The sequence below is a fragment of the Kribbella sp. NPDC031520 genome, assembly GCF_055580825.1.
In genome coordinates this window covers 135,157-149,593 of sequence record NZ_JBVIKS010000001.1, presented here as the reverse complement: position 1 = coordinate 149,593, position 14,437 = coordinate 135,157, and the positions used below count along the sequence as shown (strand labels likewise).

At 69.2% G+C, this 14,437-nt stretch carries 13 protein-coding genes; 9 read left to right on the top strand and 4 right to left on the bottom strand.

From position 1 onward, the window contains the following. The first annotated feature begins 10 nt into the window (after positions 1-10). The 3 genes from ACZ5BU_RS00690 to ACZ5BU_RS00680 all read left to right on the top strand — a co-directional run bounded on the left by ACZ5BU_RS00690 (position 11) and on the right by ACZ5BU_RS00680 (position 1,890). Positions 11-979, top strand: a complete 969-nt coding sequence (locus ACZ5BU_RS00690) for a zinc-binding dehydrogenase (RefSeq protein ID WP_465694460.1) — start codon at positions 11-13, stop codon at positions 977-979. Beyond that, the gene (locus tag ACZ5BU_RS00685; protein ID WP_465694458.1) at positions 980-1,483 is read left to right on the top strand and encodes a GNAT family N-acetyltransferase; all 504 of its coding nucleotides are present in this window, start codon (positions 980-982) and stop codon (positions 1,481-1,483) included. A 107-nt stretch (positions 1,484-1,590) separates the two neighbouring features. Then, positions 1,591-1,890, top strand: coding sequence for a WhiB family transcriptional regulator (locus ACZ5BU_RS00680; protein ID WP_465694457.1), 300 nt, complete (start codon positions 1,591-1,593; stop codon positions 1,888-1,890). Between the two features lie 46 nt (positions 1,891-1,936). On the opposite strand, the gene ACZ5BU_RS00675 is transcribed toward ACZ5BU_RS00680, so the two are convergent. Continuing rightward, positions 1,937-3,166: a sodium:proton exchanger gene (locus ACZ5BU_RS00675; protein WP_465694455.1), complete on the bottom strand. Its 1,230-nt coding sequence runs from the start codon at positions 3,164-3,166 to the stop codon at positions 1,937-1,939. Positions 3,167-3,280: 114 nt separating this feature from the next. Here ACZ5BU_RS00675 and ACZ5BU_RS00670 point away from each other — a divergent pair, with 114 nt between their 5' ends. Both ACZ5BU_RS00670 and ACZ5BU_RS00665 read left to right on the top strand, forming a co-directional pair. Continuing rightward, positions 3,281-3,631: an ArsR/SmtB family transcription factor gene (locus tag ACZ5BU_RS00670; RefSeq protein ID WP_465694454.1), complete on the top strand. Its 351-nt coding sequence runs from the start codon at positions 3,281-3,283 to the stop codon at positions 3,629-3,631. A gap of 89 nt (positions 3,632-3,720) precedes the next feature. Continuing rightward, positions 3,721-4,512, top strand: coding sequence for an alpha/beta fold hydrolase (locus tag ACZ5BU_RS00665; protein ID WP_465694453.1), 792 nt, complete (start codon positions 3,721-3,723; stop codon positions 4,510-4,512). 3 nt (positions 4,513-4,515) lie between these two features. Here ACZ5BU_RS00665 and ACZ5BU_RS00660 read toward each other — a convergent pair whose 3' ends face one another. Both ACZ5BU_RS00660 and ACZ5BU_RS00655 read right to left on the bottom strand, forming a co-directional pair. Beyond that, positions 4,516-4,692 (bottom strand): DUF6104 family protein, encoded by a 177-nt coding sequence (locus ACZ5BU_RS00660; protein WP_387651354.1) that lies wholly within the window; start codon positions 4,690-4,692, stop codon positions 4,516-4,518. 1 nt (position 4,693) lies between these two features. After that, a complete protein-coding gene (locus ACZ5BU_RS00655; RefSeq protein ID WP_465694451.1) occupies positions 4,694-8,500 on the bottom strand; it encodes a multifunctional oxoglutarate decarboxylase/oxoglutarate dehydrogenase thiamine pyrophosphate-binding subunit/dihydrolipoyllysine-residue succinyltransferase subunit in 3,807 nt (1,268 codons plus the stop codon). Between the two features lie 471 nt (positions 8,501-8,971). On the opposite strand from ACZ5BU_RS00655, the gene ACZ5BU_RS00650 reads away from it, so the two are divergent. The 4 genes from ACZ5BU_RS00650 (at position 8,972) to ACZ5BU_RS00635 (ending at position 13,864) form a co-directional block, all read left to right on the top strand. Then, positions 8,972-9,643 (top strand): FadR/GntR family transcriptional regulator, encoded by a 672-nt coding sequence (locus ACZ5BU_RS00650; RefSeq protein WP_465694450.1) that lies wholly within the window; start codon positions 8,972-8,974, stop codon positions 9,641-9,643. Between the two features lie 16 nt (positions 9,644-9,659). Then, on the top strand, positions 9,660-9,866 hold the full coding sequence (locus ACZ5BU_RS00645; protein ID WP_465694449.1) for a DUF6343 family protein: 207 nt from the start codon (positions 9,660-9,662) through the stop codon (positions 9,864-9,866). A gap of 149 nt (positions 9,867-10,015) precedes the next feature. Beyond that, positions 10,016-11,596, top strand: a complete 1,581-nt coding sequence (locus ACZ5BU_RS00640; protein WP_465694447.1) for an ABC-F family ATP-binding cassette domain-containing protein — start codon at positions 10,016-10,018, stop codon at positions 11,594-11,596. Positions 11,597-11,683: 87 nt separating this feature from the next. After that, positions 11,684-13,864, top strand: a complete 2,181-nt coding sequence (locus ACZ5BU_RS00635; RefSeq protein ID WP_465694446.1) for a heavy metal translocating P-type ATPase — start codon at positions 11,684-11,686, stop codon at positions 13,862-13,864. Here the strand turns inward: ACZ5BU_RS00635 and ACZ5BU_RS00630 are convergent. Further along, the gene (locus tag ACZ5BU_RS00630) at positions 13,841-14,383 is read right to left on the bottom strand and encodes a TetR/AcrR family transcriptional regulator (RefSeq protein ID WP_465694445.1); all 543 of its coding nucleotides are present in this window, start codon (positions 14,381-14,383) and stop codon (positions 13,841-13,843) included. The two genes, ACZ5BU_RS00635 and ACZ5BU_RS00630, sit on opposite strands and share 24 nt — an antisense overlap. Between the last annotated feature and the right edge of the window lie 54 nt (positions 14,384-14,437).

Below are 14,437 nucleotides of genomic sequence, written 5' to 3'. Positions count from 1 at the left end.
GGTGGTTCGCATGCTTGCTGCTTATGCTGCGAAGTTCGACACCGAGAACCCGATCGCCGCGCTGGAGGTGGGGGAGCGGCCGGAACCGACGGCACCCGACGGGTGGGTGACGATCGACGTGAAGGCCACGGCGCTCAACCATCACGACCTGTGGTCGCTGAAGGGGGTCGGGCTGGCCGAGCAGAACCTGCCGATGATCCTCGGCTGCGACGCCGCCGGCGTCGACCCGGACGGCAACGAGGTCGTCGTCCACGCGGTCGTCTCGGACCCGGCCTGGAAAGGCGACGAGACGCTCGACCCGAAGCGGTCGCTGCTGAGCGAGCGGTACCAGGGCACGCTGGCGCAGAAGGTCGCGGTGCCGGCGCGGAACGTCGTACCGAAGCCGGCCGGGATGTCGTTCGAGCAGGCGGCCTGCCTGCCGACGGCCTGGTTGACGGCGTACCGGATGTTGTTCACGCAGTCCGGGTTGAAGCCGGGCGACACCGTGCTCGTTCAGGGCGCGGGCGGTGGGGTGGCGACCGCGCTGATCACGCTGGCGCGGGCCGCCGGGATCCGGGTGTGGGCGACGTCGCGCGACGAAAGCAAGCGGTCGAAGGCGCTCGAGATCGGGGCGCACGAGTCGTTCGAGTCCGGGGCGCGGCTGCCCGAACGGGTGGATGCGGTGATGGAGACCGTCGGCCAGGCGACCTGGTCGCACTCGCTGAAGTCGCTGAAGCAGGGCGGCACACTGGTGATCTCCGGCGCGACCAGCGGCCAGGCGCCGAAGTCCGCCGAGCTCAACCGGATCTTCTTCCTCCAGCTCCGCGTCCAGGGCTCCACGATGGGCACCCGCACCGAGCTCGCCGAACTGGTCCAGTTCATGGCGAACGCCGGCATCTCCCCGCACATCGACTCGGTGATGCCGCTCGCCGAGGCCCGCGACGGCTTCTCGCGAATGAATGCGGGCGACGTCTTCGGCAAGATCGTCTTTACTGTCTGAATGCAGCCCGAGATCAGGCCCGCCACGGTCGAGGACGCCGAGGCGGGCGCGTGGTGTCATGTGTTGTGCTGGCGGGAGGCGTACACCGGGCTGGTCCCGGACGACGTGCTGCTCGAGCGTACGTTGGACATCGACCGGCGGATCTCGCGCTGGGCGTCGCAACTCCGAGAGGGCTGGGATCGCTGGATCGCCCTGAACCCGGATCCCTCGGCGCCCACCCAGGACCGCGTGGTCGGGTTCGCCGGCACCGGGCCCGGGCGGGACGACGACTCCCCGGTGCCGCTCGAGCTGCAGACCATCTACACCCGGCGGGCGTACTGGAAGACCGGCCTCGGCAGCCGTCTGCTGAACGTTGCCGTTGGCAAACAGCCCGCGTTCCTCTGGGTCTTCGAGGGAAACGACCGGGCCCGGGCCTTCTACCAGCGGCACGGCTTCGAACCCGACGGCACCAGCAAGCACGACCCGTACTTCGACCTGTCTGAGATTCGCATGGTCCGTCGCTAAGTTTCATGCCTGAAACATTGGCGTCGCATCGGGGCAACGCGGCCGAGTCACTCTGTTCCTACGATCCGCCCGATCGATGAGGAACAGGGGAGCAGATGAGGCCTACTTTGACGGTCATCGTTGACCCGGCCGACAACTGGATGGCGAAGGCAGCGTGCGTCGGCCACGCGCCGTCGTACGACGAGACGGCCAGCCAGTGGGAGCAGCGCAAGGCGCAGGCGATCTGCCTCACGTCCTGCCCGGTGATCGACCAGTGCCGGGAGTGGGCCCGCCGTACCAAGTTCACCGGCACCGCCGCCGGCGAGAAGTTCCTCTCCGGCCGCCGCCGCGGCCGCCCCGGCCCGCAGGAACGCCGCAACCGCCCGGTGCTGACGCCGGACGTCATCGGCGAACAGCAGGCCAGCTAGCTTTTCGGAACTTTCCCGGCACCAGGCGCCGGAAAAGTTCCGATGATCAGGCGTTGACCAGTTCGCGTTCCGGCTCGGTGACGTCGGCCGCCCGGCGGAACGGGGCGGTGATCGTCTGCGTCAGGTGCTTGCGGTTGTGGATCGCCGCGCCGACCGCGAGCACCAGGTAGACAAAGCTGATCACGTACCGGCCCGTCTGCCCAGGTACGGCGAACTGGACCGCGAACAGCGCGAGCAGAGCGAAGGCCGCCCAGCGGGGGAACCGCAGGTTCAGCAGGATCGCGATACCGAGCAGGGTCTGCGTGGCGGTCAGTAGGAACTCCTCGACCTGCCGGCCGTCCAGGTGCAGCGCGGCCCCGCCGCCACCGATCCCGTACGCGATCGGCAGGCTGCCGATCAGCAGGGTCCACTGGTTCACCTTCGCGGAGATCAGCAGGCCGAGCGCCGCCGCGCCCTTGCCCCGCCAGGCGAACAGGATCGCCACGATGAACTCCGGCGCCTCGGACGCCAGCGGCGCCAGCCACTGCACCAGCAGGAACTGGTCGATCCCGAGCGCCTGACCACCCTGTACGAGCGAGTCGGCGAACGGCTCCGCGGCCGCCAGGATCACCCCGGCCGAGACCAGGAACATCGCGGTCACGACGATCCGGCGCTGCAGTTGCGGTAGCGCACCAATGGTCGCCGCCGGGCCGATCAGCTCCGGCTCGTCGTCGTGGTCCGAGGTCGCCGCGCGGTACAGGTAGAAGGCGAAGAACGCGAGTAGCAGGATCCCGAGCAGCAGGTGGATCTGCCCGGTCACCGGGATCACGAACGCGACCACACCGGCGACCGCGAGGAAGCCGAGCTCCCGCCGGTACCCCGAGTCGAGGACCAGGGACCTCACGGTCCGCCCGCTGCGCCGCGACGCGACGTACAGGCTGATCAGGACGACGGCAGACCAGCCGAGGCCGAGCAGCAACCGGTTCGACCCGGTCATGTTGGCGGCGGCGTACTGCACGTAGTCCGGGTTGGAGCCGGCGGTGTGGGCGAAGTACAGGTCGACGGCGTACTCCGGAAGAACCGCGATGACCGCCAGGAGTGTGATCGCCAGACCGCCCGAGATGTCCATCTCCGCGGCCTCCGCCGCCCAGGCCAGCACGAACGACGCCGCGACCACGGCGAGGCCGAAGATCGCGATCGACGCCAGCGCCGGGGGATGGGTGCCGAGTGCCCGGAGGACGACCGCGGGGATCGCCACCAGGAGCAGCAGCAGAACAGGGCGGAGCGCTCGGAACATGGTTCCAGCCTGCCACCGTTTTGATACTTTCGCAATTGCGAAAGTATGAGACCGTGCTCACCCCGGCCCGGCGCGCTGTCCGCGGACCGGTCCAGCGGTCACAATGACTGCGCGATGACCAACCCTGAACCGACGAAGGCGCAGCTCGTATCCGCCGCGGGCACCTTCGCCATGCTCTCCGCTCCGGTCCGGCTGCACCTGGTGTCGCTGGCCGCCCAGGGGGAGTACGACGTCGGCACCCTGGCGGAACGCGTCGGCGTGAGTATCGCCACCGCCAGCCAGCACCTCGGCAAACTCCGCCTCGCCGGCATCATCACCGCCCGCCGCGAGGGCCGCCGCCACATCTACACCGTCGACGACCCCCACGTCCTCAACCTCGTCGACCAGATCTTCGAACACATCGCCCCCGACGGCTCCCTGGCCCCCGACCCACCGCGCCGCACCCGGCCGCCGCATACAGACTGACCCTCGGGGACTGCGTCACGGGTCGGTAAGGTGCCGGGGGTTTCGCCTGGGTCCGCCGCGTCCTACCTTCAGGGCAGGGGGAGGTAGCGATGAGGGAAGCCTGGGAGTTGTTGACCGCGGGTCCTGACGATGCCGAGCGCGCGGTCCTGCTGTTACCCGGCGGAGCCAACGCGGCTCGTTCGTTCGACCTGGTGATGGCCGAGCCGGCGCTGGCCGGTGTCCGTCTGGTGGCCACGACGCTGCCGGGCATGGCGGGTGCTCCGGTCGTGGGCGACGTGTCCGTTCCGGGCCTGGCACGTCGGGCCGGCGAGTTGGCCAAGCTGCACCGGTGCGACGTGGTCGTCGGCTTCTCGCATGGCGCCACGGTTGCCGTGGAGATGCTGCTGGGCGGTCATTTCCACGGCCCGGTGGTGCTCTTGGGTATCAGCCTGACGACCGAGGACGAAGCCGGGTTCTTCCGCGCCGTCGTGTCGGCGTCGCAGAAGGTGGGCAGGTGGCCGATGGCCGTCCTGTTCAGGCTGCTGCCGCTGATGGCCAGGTCTGCCAAGACAGCGGCCCGGCACAAGCGGGAGCTGATCGAGGACCTCAAGCAGAACAGCGCCGCCGATGCGCTCCGGCTTCTCAGCCCGTACTTCGAGTACCTTGCCGCCGACCGTGACTATGCCGCCGAACTGGCCGCGTCAGGCTGCCCTGTCTGGGTGGTCCACGCCGAGAAGGGGGACGGCAGCCTCACCACCGCCGAGCGGGCCACCCTCGAGACGGCCCCCAACGTGACCGTGGTGACAATCCCCGGCGCAGTGTTCTTCCTCCCGGACGAGGCACCCCAGCAGACCGCCGCAGTGGTCGCCGAGGTCCTCGCACAGGTCAAGTGGACTGGTTGATAACTACTCGTCCTCGTCGTCCAACCGGGCCAGCCAGGTGGCGAAGCGCTCGATCGGGGTCTCGAACTCGGGGTTCAGGTCGACGAACTCGCGGAGCCGCTCGGCGACCCACGCCAGCGTGACATCCTCCTCGCCACGCCGCTTCTCGAGTTCCTCGATCCCGCGATCGGTGAAGTACATGTCAGCTGAAGGCCTGCTTCAGCAGCGTCGCCTGCTCGGTGCCGTGGACGCCGTGCGAGCCGACCGCCGGAGCGGACATCGCCGGCCGGGACACCCGGTAGAACGGCTTGCCGCCCAGGTGCTCGGTCAGGTTCAGCGCCATGAACGGCCACGGGCCCTGGTTCGCCGGCTCGTCCTGCACCCAGCGGATCTCGGTCGCGTTCGGGTACTTCGCCAGCTCGGCGACGACCTCCTCGTGCGGCAGCGGGTACAGCTGCTCGACCCGGAGGATCGCGGTGCCGATCGTGTCCGGCTCGACCTTCTTCCGCTCGGCGAGCAGGTCGTACACGATCCGGCCGGAGGCCAGGATGACCCGCTCGACCGCCGCCGGGTTCGCCTCGGCCTCGGCGTCGCCGAGTACCGGCCGGAAGGTGCCGTGGGTCAGCTCCTCCGGCTGCGACACCGCCTCCTTGCGCCGCAGCAGCTGCTTCGGCGTGAAGACGACCATCGGTACGTGCTCCTCGCCGAGCGTGTGCCGGCGGAGCAGGTGGAAGTACGACGCGGGGGTCGACGGCTGCGCAACGGTCATCGCGTCCTCGGCGCAGAGCTGCAGGAACCGCTCGATCCGGGCCGAGGTGTGGTCCGGGCCCTGGCCCTCGTAGCCGTGCGGCAGCAGCAGCACGACACCGGACTTCTGGCCCCACTTCGCCTCACCGGACGAGATGTACTCGTCGATGACCGACTGGGCGCCGTTCACGAAGTCGCCGAACTGCGCCTCCCAGAGCACCAGCGCCTCCGGGCGGGCCACGGAGTACCCGTACTCGAAGCCGAGCGCGGCGTACTCGCTCAGCAGCGAGTCGTACACGTAGAAGTTCGCCTGGTTGCCCTCGTCGAGGTGCTGCAGCGGGACGTGGTCCTGCCCGTTGACCCGGTCGATGACGGCGGCGAACCGCTGTACGAACGTCCCGCGGCGGCTGTCCTGACCGGCCAGCCGGACCGGCCGGCCGTCGAGCAGCAGCGAACCGAACGCGGTGATCTCCGCGCTGGCCCAGTCCAGCGGGCCCTCGGTGATCGCGTGCGCCCGGCGCTGCAGCTGCGGCTGCACCTTCGGGTGCACGGTGAAGCCCTCGGGCAGCGTGGTGTACGCGTCGGCGATCTTCTTCAGCGTCTCGCGGCTGATCGCGGTCGCGTCCGGGCCTTCCGGCTTGTCCGGGTAGACCGGGACGGTGACGTACGGCGCCGGCGTGTCGGGCTCGTTCTTCGCGTCCCGGACCTCGGCGAACACCCGCTCCAGGCGCTGCTGGAAGTCCTGCATCGCCTGCTCGGCCTCTTCGATCGTGATGTCGCCACGACCGATCAGGGCCTCGGTGTACAGCTTGCGGACCGAGCGCTTCTGCTCGATCAGGTCGTACATCAGCGGCTGCGTGAAGCTCGGGTCGTCGCCCTCGTTGTGACCGCGGCGGCGGTAGCAGACCAGGTCGATGACGACGTCCTTGTTGAACGCCTGGCGGTACTCGAACGCGAGGTCCGCGACCCGGATGCAGGCCTCGGGGTCGTCGCCGTTCACGTGGAAGATCGGCGCCTGCACCATCCGCGCGACGTCGGTGGAGTACATCGACGAACGCGACGAGGCCGGCGAGGTGGTGAAGCCGACCTGGTTGTTCACGATCACGTGGATCGTGCCGCCGGTCCGGTACCCGCGCAGCTGGGACAGGTTCAGTGTCTCCGCGACCACGCCCTGGCCGGCGAAGGCCGCGTCACCGTGGACCAGTACGGGCAGCACCGGGAACGCGGCGCCGCGGTCCAGGAGGTCCTGCTTGGCCCGGACGATGCCCTCGAGCACCGGGTCGACGGTCTCCAGGTGCGACGGGTTCGCCGCGACGGAGACCTTGATCTTGTCGCCGAACTCGGAGACGAACTCGCCCTCGGCGCCCAGGTGGTACTTGACGTCACCGGAGCCCTGCACGGTCCGCGGGTCGATGTTGCCCTCGAACTCGCGGAAGATCTGGCCGTACGACTTGCCGACGATGTTCGCCAGTACGTTCAGCCGGCCGCGGTGCGCCATCCCGATCGCGACCTCGTCCAGCCCGGCGCCGGCGGCCTCCTCGCAGAGCTCGTCGAGCAGCGGGATGGTGGTCTCCGCGCCCTCGAGCGAGAACCGGCGCTGACCGACGTACTTGGTCTGCAGGAAGGTCTCGAACGCCTCGGCCTCGTTCAGCTTGGCCAGGATCCGCAGCTGCTCCTCGCGCGGCGGCTTGGTGTGCGGGCGCTCGACCCGCTCCTGGATCCACTTGCGCTGCTCGGGGTCCTGGATGTGCATGTACTCGATACCGGTGGTCCGGCAGTACGAGTCGCGCAGGATGCCGAGGATCTCGCGCAGCTTCATGAACCGCCGGTCGCTGCCGCCGAACGAGCCGGTGGCGAACTCGCGGTCCAGGTCCCACAGCGTCAGGCCGTGGGTGGCGACGTCGAGGTCCGGGTGGCTGCGCTGCTTGTACTCCAACGGGTCGGTGTCGGCCATGATGTGGCCGCGCACCCGGAACGCGTGGATCAGCTCGAGGATCCGGGCCTGCTTGCTGATGTCCTCCTCGTGGCTGTGCGGGAGGTCGGCGGCCCAGCGGATCGGCTCGTACGGGATCCGCAGGCTCTGGAAGATCTCGTCGTAGAAACCCTCCTGGCCGAGCAGCAGCTGGTGGATCCGGCGCAGGAACTCACCCGACTGGGCGCCCTGGATGATCCGGTGGTCGTACGTCGAGGTCAGCGTCATCACCTTGCTGACCGCGAGCTTGGCCATCGTCTCCTCGGCCGCGCCCTGGTACTCCGACGGGTACTCCATCGCGCCGACGCCGACGATGCAGCCCTGGCCGGTCATCAGCCGCGGCACCGAGTGCTGGGTGCCGATCGTGCCGGGGTTGGTCAGGCTGATCGTGGTGCCCTGGAAGTCCGGCAGCGCGAGCTTGTTGTCGCGGGCCCGGCGGACGATGTCCTCGTACGCCATCCAGAAGTCGGCGAACGTCATTTCGTCGGCGCCCTTGATCGACGGCACCAGCAGCTGCCGGGTGCCGTCCGGCTTCTGCATGTCGATGGCCAGGCCGAGGTTGATGTGGGCCGGCTGGACGTGCGTCGGCTTGCCGTCGGTCTCGTCGTACGACGCGTTCATCTCCGGCAGCGTCTTCAGCGCCTTGACCAGCGCCCAGCCGATCAGGTGCGTGAACGACACCTTGCCGCCGCGGGCGCGCTTCAGGTGGTTGTTGATGACGATGCGGTTGTCGATCAGCAGCTTGACCGGCACCTGGCGGACGCTGGTCGCGGTCGGGACCGAGAGGCTGGTCTCCATGTTCTGCGCGGTCCGCGCCGGGGCGCCGCGGAGGATCTGCCGCTGGGTGTCCGTGCTGGTCGCGGGTGCGGCCTTGGGCTGGGCGCTGGGCGGCTGGTTCACCGTGCCTCCGGTCGGGGCTGCCGTCTTTGCAGGAGAGCTCTGTGCTGGGGCGGCCTGCGCAGGGGCCGGTGCTGCGGGGGCCTGACCGGCCGGGGACTGCGTCGCCGCGGCCGCGGCAGGAGCGTTCGAGGCGGGCACGGACGGCGCGCTGCCGCGGCTCGGCGCCTCGGGCGTCTTGTTCTCGGAGACCGCGTCGGGCCGGGGAGCGTCGGCCGGGGGAGTCGTCACCGGCTTCGCGTCGCCATCAGGGTGGTACGTCTTGAAGAAGTCGAGCCACGCCGGATCCACCGAATTCGGGTCCTGCTGGTACTTCTCGTACAGCTCGTCGACCAGCCATTCGTTCGCGCCGAAGGCTGCTAGGGGATTGGTGTCTGATGGCTCGGTGGCCACTTGGCAGTTCGCCTCTTCCGATTTCGGGTCCGGTACCGCAGTGCCTAATGCTGATGTTATGGGTGGTGCCCCAAGCAAAGGCTAATAGCACCGGGACCACTTCCACAGCCGGGGACCACCGGACCAGTGTGTCGAGTGGTCGGGCTCCGGCGAGTCGATCCGCCGGCACCTGAAACACTGCCCACAAAGGTGTTTCAGGCCACACGCCTCCGGTTCAGGCCGACCGGATGCGGAGAGCAACCGCCGTAGCTCCGAGACCCCTTGCAGTTGTGGATTTCCGGCGACCTTTCCGGCCCCGTCCGGATGGCCCCGCTGAGCGCGACCGCCCACTGTATGCAGTTGTGCACTCGCCGCCGGTGATGATCAGCACCGCGCAGAAGTGTGGCCAACGTCACGCTACGAATCAGTCCACCTGGGCATGATTGGCCTTCAGCCCTCCTGCGGTGGCACGCCTGGCGGCATACTTGCGAGATGGCGTTGACGGACGAGGCGATCGTCAAGATCAAGGGGATGATCACCTCGGGGGAACTCGGGCCGGGGGATCGGCTGCCGAAGGAGGCGGACCTGGCCGCCCGGCTGGGCCTGTCGCGGAACTCGCTGCGGGAAGCCGTCAAGGCACTCACGCTGGTGAACGTGCTGGACGTCCGGCACGGTGACGGTACGTACGTGACCAGCCTCGACTCGGCGCACCTGCTGGACGCGCTGAGCTTCATGGTCGACCTGCACCGCGACGACTCGGTGCTGCAGTTCTTCGAGGTACGGCGGCTGCTCGAGCCGGGCGTCGCCGCGCTGGCCGCGACCCGGATCACGCCGGAGAAGACCGCCGAGCTGCGACTGCTGTGCAGTGACCTGGCCGCCGACGCAGGCGTCGAGGAACTCGTCGCGAACGACCTGCAGTTCCACCGCGGCATCGCCGAGGCGACCGGGAACCAGGTGGTCTGCTCGCTGCTGGACGGCGTCTCCGGCGCGACCCAGCGGGCCCGGATCTGGCGCGGCGTCACCCAGGCCGGCGCGGTCGAGCGGACGCTGTCCGAGCACGCCGCGATCCTGGACGCGATCGAGAGCGGCGACGCGGAGGCGGCCCGCGCCTGGATGACCGCCCATATCGCCGGCGTCGAGACCTGGCTCCGCAAGGCTCCCTAGGGGTTACATCGGAGGTATGTACGAACCGCCTCCACCGCGTAGCGCGTTGACGCTGCGGATCGTGCTGTCGGCGTTCGGGGTGGTGCTGTTCGTGGCGTCCACGGTGCTTTCGATCGTGTACGACCTGCCCGGCGGGTGGGTGATCGTCTTCGGGCTGCTCACCGGGGTGGCCCTCGTCGATCTGGTGGTCGTTGCCTGGCGCAAGTACTCGGAAAGTGGTTGATCGGCCCGGCCGGACTCCGTAAGCTTCAGGAGTCACATTCCCGACGACAGGGGTTCGAGTTGTCGAACTGAGGTTCTCTCCGAAGCCGATCGATCGCCGCCGTTCTGGTGCGCGGTCTCGTCCGAGACCTCAGCTGGAGTCGACAACTCATGAGCTTTTCCCTGTCCTGTACCGATCTCTTCTTCGCCTGGCCCGACGGCGAGGTGCTGTTCGACGGCCTGACGTTCGTGGCCGGCCCGGTCCGCTCCGGGCTGGTCGGCCGCAACGGCGCCGGCAAGTCGACGCTGCTCAAGCTGATCGCCGGCCGGCTCACCCCGCAGCGCGGGGCGATCCGGGTCAGCGGCGAGCTCGGCTACCTGCCGCAGGACCTGACCCTGGACATCTCGTTGCGGGTCGACCAGGCCCTCGGCATCGAGGCCGTACGGCGCGCCATCGTCGCGATCGAGTCCGGTGACGCCTCGGAGCAGAACTTCGCGGTCGTCGGCGACGACTGGGACGTCGACGAACGCGCCGAGGCGCTGCTCGGCAAGCTCGGCCTGGGTGCGATCGGCCTGGACCGCAGCGTCGGCGAGCTGTCCGGCGGCGAGACGATCCTGCTCGGGCTCGCGGCCGAGCTGCTCCGGCGTCCCGACGTCCTGCTGCTCGACGAGCCGACCAACAACCTCGACCTGCGGGCGCGGCGGCACCTGTACGACGCCGTCGACCAGTTCCGCGGCGCGCTGCTGATCGTGTCGCACGACCGGGAGCTGCTCAACCGGGTCGACCAGATCGGCGACCTGCGCAAGGGTGACGTCACCTGGTACGGCGGCAACCTGACCGCGTACGAGGAGGCGGTCGCGGTCGAGCAGGAGGCCGCGGAGCGGATGCTCCGGGCTGCGGAGGCCGACGTACGCAAACAGAAGAAGGACCTGATCGATGCGCGGATGAAGATGGATCAGCGCCAGGCCCGTGGCCAGCGGGCGTTCGAGAAGGGCGGGATCCCGAAGATCGTCGCCGGGAACCTGAAGCGTGGTGCGCAGGTGTCGGCCGGGAAGCATATCGGGATGCAGTCCGAGCGGCTCGAGTCCGCACAGGAGGCGCTCGCGGACGCGGAGGAGAAGGTCCACGACGACGAGACGATCCGCGTCGACCTGCCGAAGACCGCCGTACCCGCGGGCCGCGTGGTGCTGAAGCTGGAGGACCACGTACTGCGGACCGGGGCGCAGGTCGACCTGGAGATCCGGGGACCGGAGCGGATCGCGCTGACCGGGCCGAACGGCGCCGGGAAGACCACGTTGCTGCAGTCGGTCGTGGACGGGGAGCTGCCGGTGGTGCCGTACCGGTACCTGCCGCAGCGGCTCGACCTGCTGCGCGACGACCTGTCGATCGTGGACAACCTGGCGCTGCTCGCTCCGGGGACGGAGAACCAGGAGCGTCGGTCCCGGCTGGCGCGGTTCCTGTTCCGTGGGAGGGCCGCGGATCAGCTGGTCAGTACGTTGTCGGGTGGTGAGCGGTTCCGGGCGACACTGGCGGCGTTGCTGCTGGCGGAGCCGCCGCCGCAGTTGCTGATGCTGGACGAGCCGACGAACAACCTCGACCTCGGCAGTGTGGCGCAGCTGAAGGATGCGTTGGCGTCGTACAACGGGGCGCTCGTGATCGCCAGTCACGACGTACCGTTCCTGCGGGAGATCGGGATCACGCGCTGGGTGGAGCTGACGCCGGAAGCGCTCACCGACATCGATCCGCTGTAGGCCGTTGCTGTCTGCCCCGTCACCTTCGGGTGGCGGGGCTTTTCCGTGCGCTTGAAATTGATACCCCCTAGGGGTATGGTCTGCGGCATGGACGAGCACGAGCAGCATCAGCACGGCGGTCACGAGGCGCACGGTGCCCAGCTGGAACACGGCGGGCACGCGAGTCATGACGCGCACGGTGCGCATGATGCACATGGGGGTCACAGTGGGCCTGGTGGGCACGGGGATCATGCGGCGCAGTTCAAGGACCGGTTCTGGATCAGCCTGGCGCTGGCGGTGCCGGTGGTGTTCTTCAGTCACATGTTCGCGGACCTGCTCGGCTACATGCCGCCGGAGTTCCCGGGCTCGGGGCTGATCGCGCCGGTGCTCGGCACGGTGATCTTCGTGTACGGCGGGCAGCCGTTCCTGACCGGCGGCTGGAGCGAGCTGAAGACGCGCCGCCCCGGGATGATGTTGCTGATCTCGATGGCGATCACGGTGGCGTTCGTCGCTTCGTGGGTGACCACGCTGAAGCTCGGCGGGTTCGACCTGGACTTCTGGTGGGAGCTCGCGCTGCTGATCGTGATCATGCTGCTCGGGCACTGGCTGGAGATGCGGGCGCTCGGCGCCGCGTCCGGTGCGCTCGACGCGCTGGCCGCGCTGCTGCCGGACTCGGCCGAGAAGGTGACCGACGACGGTGTGGTCGAGGTCTCGCTGCAGGAGCTGCAGGCCGGTGACGTCGTACTCGTACGGTCCGGCGGGCGGGTGCCGGCGGACGGCACGGTGGTCGACGGGCAGGCCGAGGTGGACGAGTCGATGATCACCGGCGAGTCCCGCCCGGTGTCGCGCGGCGTCGGCGACCAGGTCGTCGCCGGAACCGTTGCCACCGACAACGCTCTGCGCGTCGAGATCACCGCGGTCGGCGACGACACCGCGCTGGCCGGTATCCAGCGACTGGTCGCCGAGGCGCAGGCCTCGTCGTCGCGGGCGCAGGCGCTGGCCGACCGGGCGGCGGCGTTCCTCTTCTACTTCGCGTCGATCGCGGGCCTGATCACGTTCGTGGTGTGGGCGTTGCTGGGCAAGCTCGACGAGGCCGTGACGCGAACCGTGACGGTGCTGGTGATCGCCTGCCCGCACGCCCTCGGGCTGGCCATCCCGCTGGTGATCGCGATCTCCACGGAACGGGCCGCGAAGGCCGGCGTACTGGTGAAGAACCGGTTGGCGCTGGAGCGGATGCGGACCGTCGACGCGGTGCTGTTCGACAAGACCGGCACGCTGACCAAGGGCGAGCCCGCCGTCACCGGAGTTGCCGCGGTCGAGTCGGTCTCGGAGGACGAGTTGCTGGCGCTGGCCGCGGCGGTCGAGGCGGACAGCGAGCACCCCCTCGCCAAGGCCATTGTCAGGGCCCACGCTGCCCAGCGCGTCGGTGCACGGGTCGGCGGGGGAGCTGCGGATGGTCCTGCGGCCGGGGCTGCTGCCAACTCAGTTGCCGGTGGCAAGGTTGTCGCTTCGGAGTTCCGGTCCTTGACCGGGCGTGGGGTGCAGGCGGTCGTGAACGGATCGGAGGTCGCGGTGGGCGGTCCGGCGTACCTGCGGGAGAACGGGCTGGCCGAGCCGGACGTGCTGGAGACCGAGGTCGCCGCGTGGAAGGAGCGCGGTGCCGCCGTACTGCACGTGGTCCGGGACGGGCAGGTGCTGGGGGCGATCGCGCTCGAGGACGAGGTACGCGAGGAGTCGCGGCAGGCCGTCGCCGCGCTGCACAAGCGGGGCGTGAAGGTCGCGATGATCACCGGTGACGCGCACCAGGTCGCCGACGCGGTCGCGCGGGAACTCGGGATCGACGAGGTGTTCGCCGAGGTCCTGCCGCAGGACAAGGACGCGAAGGTCGCGGAGCTGCAGGCGCGTGGGCTGAAGGTCGCGATGGTCGGTGACGGCGTGAACGACGCACCCGCGCTGGCCCGGGCCGAGGTCGGGATCGCGATCGGCGCCGGTACGGACGTCGCGATCGAGTCGGCCGGCGTGGTGCTGGCCGCGGACGACCCGCGGGCGGTGCTGTCGGTGATCGACCTGTCCAAGGCGAGCTACCGCAAGATGTGGCAGAACCTCGTCTGGGCGACCGGGTACAACGTGATCACGGTCCCGCTGGCGGCCGGCGTACTGGCCTTCGCCGGGGTGGTGGTCTCGCCGGCCGCCGGTGCGCTGCTGATGTCGATCTCGACGATCGTGGTCGCGCTCAACGCCCAGTTGCTGCGGCGGCTCGACCTCTCACCGAGCCGGCTCGCTTCGTAGACCACTGAGCGTCACCGCCACCAGGCGCCGTACCGCCGCTTTCGACGGTACGGCGCCTGCGGCGTTGAGGGCATGTACGGCGTACGCGGCGAGCTCCTTCTTCGGTACGTCGCTCCGTACGTCGCCGAGCCGCTCCGCGACGAAGTCGATCAGGTGCGCGCGGGCGTGATCGACGTGCTGTTCCCGGTGCAGCGACGGCGCCGCTGTCGGCGGGTGCTCGTGGCAGATGAACGCGTACGCCTCCAACACGTCGTCGATCCGGTGCGTGCGTTCCCAGACGTCCTCGAGTTGTTGCAGATGCGCAGTCACCTGGCGCCGGTGCCACGCGGACAGCACCGCGTCGACGTCCCCGAAGTACTTGTACAACGTCGCGCGCCCAACGCCTGCCCGCTGCGCAACTTCCGCCATGCTCACCCCGGTCAACCCACGCTCATCGACCAGCCCGGCCGCCGCGTCAAGGATCGCCTCCTGAACGGCGGACCGGTGCGAGGCGATCGTGTGCTCCCACAACTTCGGCATTCCTTGAGTGTATGCCTATGATCGAGACACAGTGTCTCGAAAAAGGAGTCCGCC